The organism is Nitrospirota bacterium, from assembly GCA_040752355.1.
GTDB lineage: Bacteria > Nitrospirota > Thermodesulfovibrionia > Thermodesulfovibrionales > Dissulfurispiraceae > JBFMCP01.
The window spans coordinates 1-3,154 of the sequence record JBFMHE010000042.1 but is presented as its reverse complement, the minus strand read 5'-3'; the positions used below and the strand labels follow the sequence as shown (position 1 = coordinate 3,154).

Genomic DNA, 3,154 nt, shown 5'->3' with positions numbered 1-3,154 from the left:
TCTCCTCATTCAGCCTGAAGGTCAGATATTGGGTCGTTTCCGTTATTCCTGCTGCACTCATCTCTTTCCTCCTCTCCTTAGGGTCAAGGGGCCAGGGGCAGGGACTTTTCTTGACCCATGACCCTTGACCCCGCCTGTCTAGAACCGTTCGAATTCGTCGTCAGACATATCTCTGCCGCTGCCCATCTCGAGGGCTACTCCTGCGGTCTTGCCGTTGCCCTTTGCCTTTGAAGAGACGACCCCGCCCGAACCCTTGCTCTCACCATGGGTGATGTGGGCTACTGCGGTCTTGCGCACGGTACGGGGAGCGGTCTTGGCATAGGTCGCCTGAGCCGCTCTCGACATACCGTTATTATCGTCTATCTTGAAGAAGGCAATAGTGCTCTGCAACTGCTCGGCCTGGCTCGCCAGCTCCTCGCTCGTTGAGGCGACTTCCTCGGATGCCCCTGCATTCTGCTGGATGACCTGATCGAGCTGCTGGATGGCCTTGTTGATCTGCTCGGCCCCGGCGTTCTGTTCGCTGCTCGCTGCCGTGATCTCCTGCACCAGCTCCGCCGTCTTCTGGATGTCGGGGACTATCTTGGCGAGCATTTCGCCCGCCTTCTCGGCGATCTCGACGCTCGTGCTGGACAGCTGGCTGATCTCTCCTGCCGCGGTCTGGCTCCGCTCGGCCAGTTTCCTCACCTCCGAGGCGACCACGGCAAAGCCTTTACCGTGCTCACCTGCACGGGCTGCCTCAATGGCTGCATTGAGGGCCAGGAGGTTGGTCTGGCGGGCTATCTCTTCGATGATGTTGATCTTCTCGGCTATTTCTCTCATCGCGCTCACGGTCTCGACGACCGCCTTGCCGCCCTCTTTCGCATCTTCTGCCGCCTTGAGGGCTATGCGCTCGGTCTGCTGGGCGTTGTCGGCGTTCTGCTTGATGTTGGAGGCCATTTCTTCCATCGACGAGGAAGCCTCTTCTGCTGCCGCAGCCTGCTCGGTGGCGCCCTGCGACAGCTGCTGGGAGCTCGAGCTCAGCTCCTGGCTGCCCGAGGCCACGTTGTTCGCCGCAGTGCGGACGTTGACGACGAAGGTGTTCAACGCATCGATGGTGGCGTTGAGGTTGTCCTTGATCTCGTTGAAGTCGCCGTGGTAGACCTCGTTGATCTTCGGAGGGATCTCTCCCTTGCTGATCAGCTCGACATAGTGGGCCGTCACCTTGAAGGGGCTGACGAAGGCCTCGATCAGGGCGTTGATCCCCTTGACCAGGTCGCTCCATGCCCCTATGTATGCCGCCTCGTTGCCGCGCGTATCGAGTCTGCCTTCCTTAGTGGCTTGAATCAGGACCTCGGTCTCGGAGAGGAGGCCCTTGATGTTTTTGACCATGGCGGTGAGGTTCTTGCCGAGGAGGTCCTGGTCGGACTTCACCTTCACCTCGACGGTAAGGTCACCGGCAGCGACCTTCTCGACCGCAGCGGCGGCGTCCTTGATGTTGTCGACCATGTTCCTGAAGGACTGCGACAGCAGCCCGATTTCGTCCTTGGTCGTCGCCTCGACCGTGACGTTCACGTCCCCCAGCGCCAGCTTGTCCGCTGCTACCTTCAGCGCGACCACAGGCCGGCTGATCACCCGCGCTATGAAAATGCCAAGACCCACGGCGATCGATACGCCGACAACGACGAGAACGATCATCACCGTCGAAGCGGCATGCGCCGTCGCGGTATTCGTATCGGACTTCTCCTTTGCCTGCTTCGTCTTTATCGACATCAAGTTGCTTAGTCCCTCGTCGATATCCTTTGCAAGGCCGACAGCGGCATCGCTGCGCAGAACCGCGAGCGCCTTGTCGTGCTGGCCTTCCTGGGCAAGACTGATGATCTTCTCCTGAAGCTCTCCGTACTTGTCGGTCCCCCCCTTGACTTTGGTGAATTCCTTGCGCACGTCGTCCGACTTTATGGTCTTCTCAAACGTTGCCAGGTGCCCGTCCATCTCCTTGTCTATTTCCCGCAGTCTGGCAATATAACGCTTCTTTGCCTCTGCATCCCTGTCGAGGATCATGTCGCGCAGGTTGATCCGTATCCTCTGGTACAATATCCCGGCCTCTCCCAGATGAGAGAGCGGGGCCGTGTTGATCTCGTACAGCTCCGTATCGAGCCGATCTATTTTCTTCATATTGGTAATACCCAGAAATCCGATCACCCCTGCGATCAGTGCCACCACGATGAAGCTGCCCAGCAGCTTCGGCGTAACTTTCAGATCATAGAACCATTTCATGATTGTTCCTCCTTTGCTTTTGTCAACGATATGCAGTGTTCGTCCGCTCCTATTCGCTTTCCATTCCTATGTGCGCCGCATGATCACCTCCTCTTTTCCCATTGCTGCCTGTTTCATCATCTGAAAAGATATATTCAAAAGCGATGCCAGGAGCTAAGATGTTGATAATAAATATCATTATTGAAACAGGATTTAAAATATCCCATATTGCCATGCCTGAAGGGGAGGAGTGGTATACCTGAATGCCACAGGATCCTTGAGTCTTACCAGAGGGGCGCATCCGCGAGGGTCTCCGTGAGCTTGGGCCCGCAAGGGAGCATGAAAGGAGAGATTGTCACGCTCTCGTTTTGCTGTACGCTCTTGTTACGATTAAGAGGGACGGCGGGGCAGGGTTATGGCTGATGCGGATAATGCAGGGATCGGGTCCGCTACTCCCGGCGGACCGTTTCCCGTGCTCTCCCTTCTTCACTTTTTACGAGATGGGGGATGTCGATGATCAGGGCGACCGTTCCGTCGCCGAGTATGGTCGCTCCGGACATCGCGTCAGCATTCCTGTAGAGCCGTCCTAGGTTTTTTATGACGGTCTGGTGCTCTCCTATCACCTCGTCGACGACGAGACCCACTCGCTGGCCGTCTACCCTGGTGATCACGATCTGCTCGATCCCGGGCCGCGCTCTTTCGGAGCCGAACCTCTCCCTGAGCCTGATGTAGGGAACGATCGAGCCGCGGACATTCGCGATATGCCTGCCGTGGGTCTTTGCCGCATCGCCGGCAGTCAGCTCGATGCACTCCTCGACTGCGGAGAGCGGGAGAACGAAGTGGTCGCCGCCGATCTTCACCAGCAGTCCCTCTATGATCGCGAGCGTGAGCGGCAGCTTGAGGGTTATCGTTGAGCCCCTGC

At 57.7% G+C, this 3,154-nt stretch carries 2 protein-coding genes; both read right to left on the bottom strand.

Features of this window, described 5'->3' with window-relative positions:
- Positions 1-138: 138 nt before the first annotated feature.
- Positions 139-2,253: an MCP four helix bundle domain-containing protein gene (locus AB1805_17125; GenBank protein MEW5747153.1), complete on the bottom strand. Its 2,115-nt coding sequence runs from the start codon at positions 2,251-2,253 to the stop codon at positions 139-141.
- Between the two features lie 428 nt (positions 2,254-2,681).
- The coding region (locus AB1805_17120; GenBank protein MEW5747152.1) for a chemotaxis protein CheW at positions 2,682-3,154 on the bottom strand (473 nt) is incomplete at its 5' end.

Coding starts and splice junctions, on each gene's coding strand:
- AB1805_17125 (MEW5747153.1), bottom strand. CDS start 2,253: ATGAAATGGTTCTATGATCTGAAAGTTACGCCGAAGCTGCTGGGCAGC.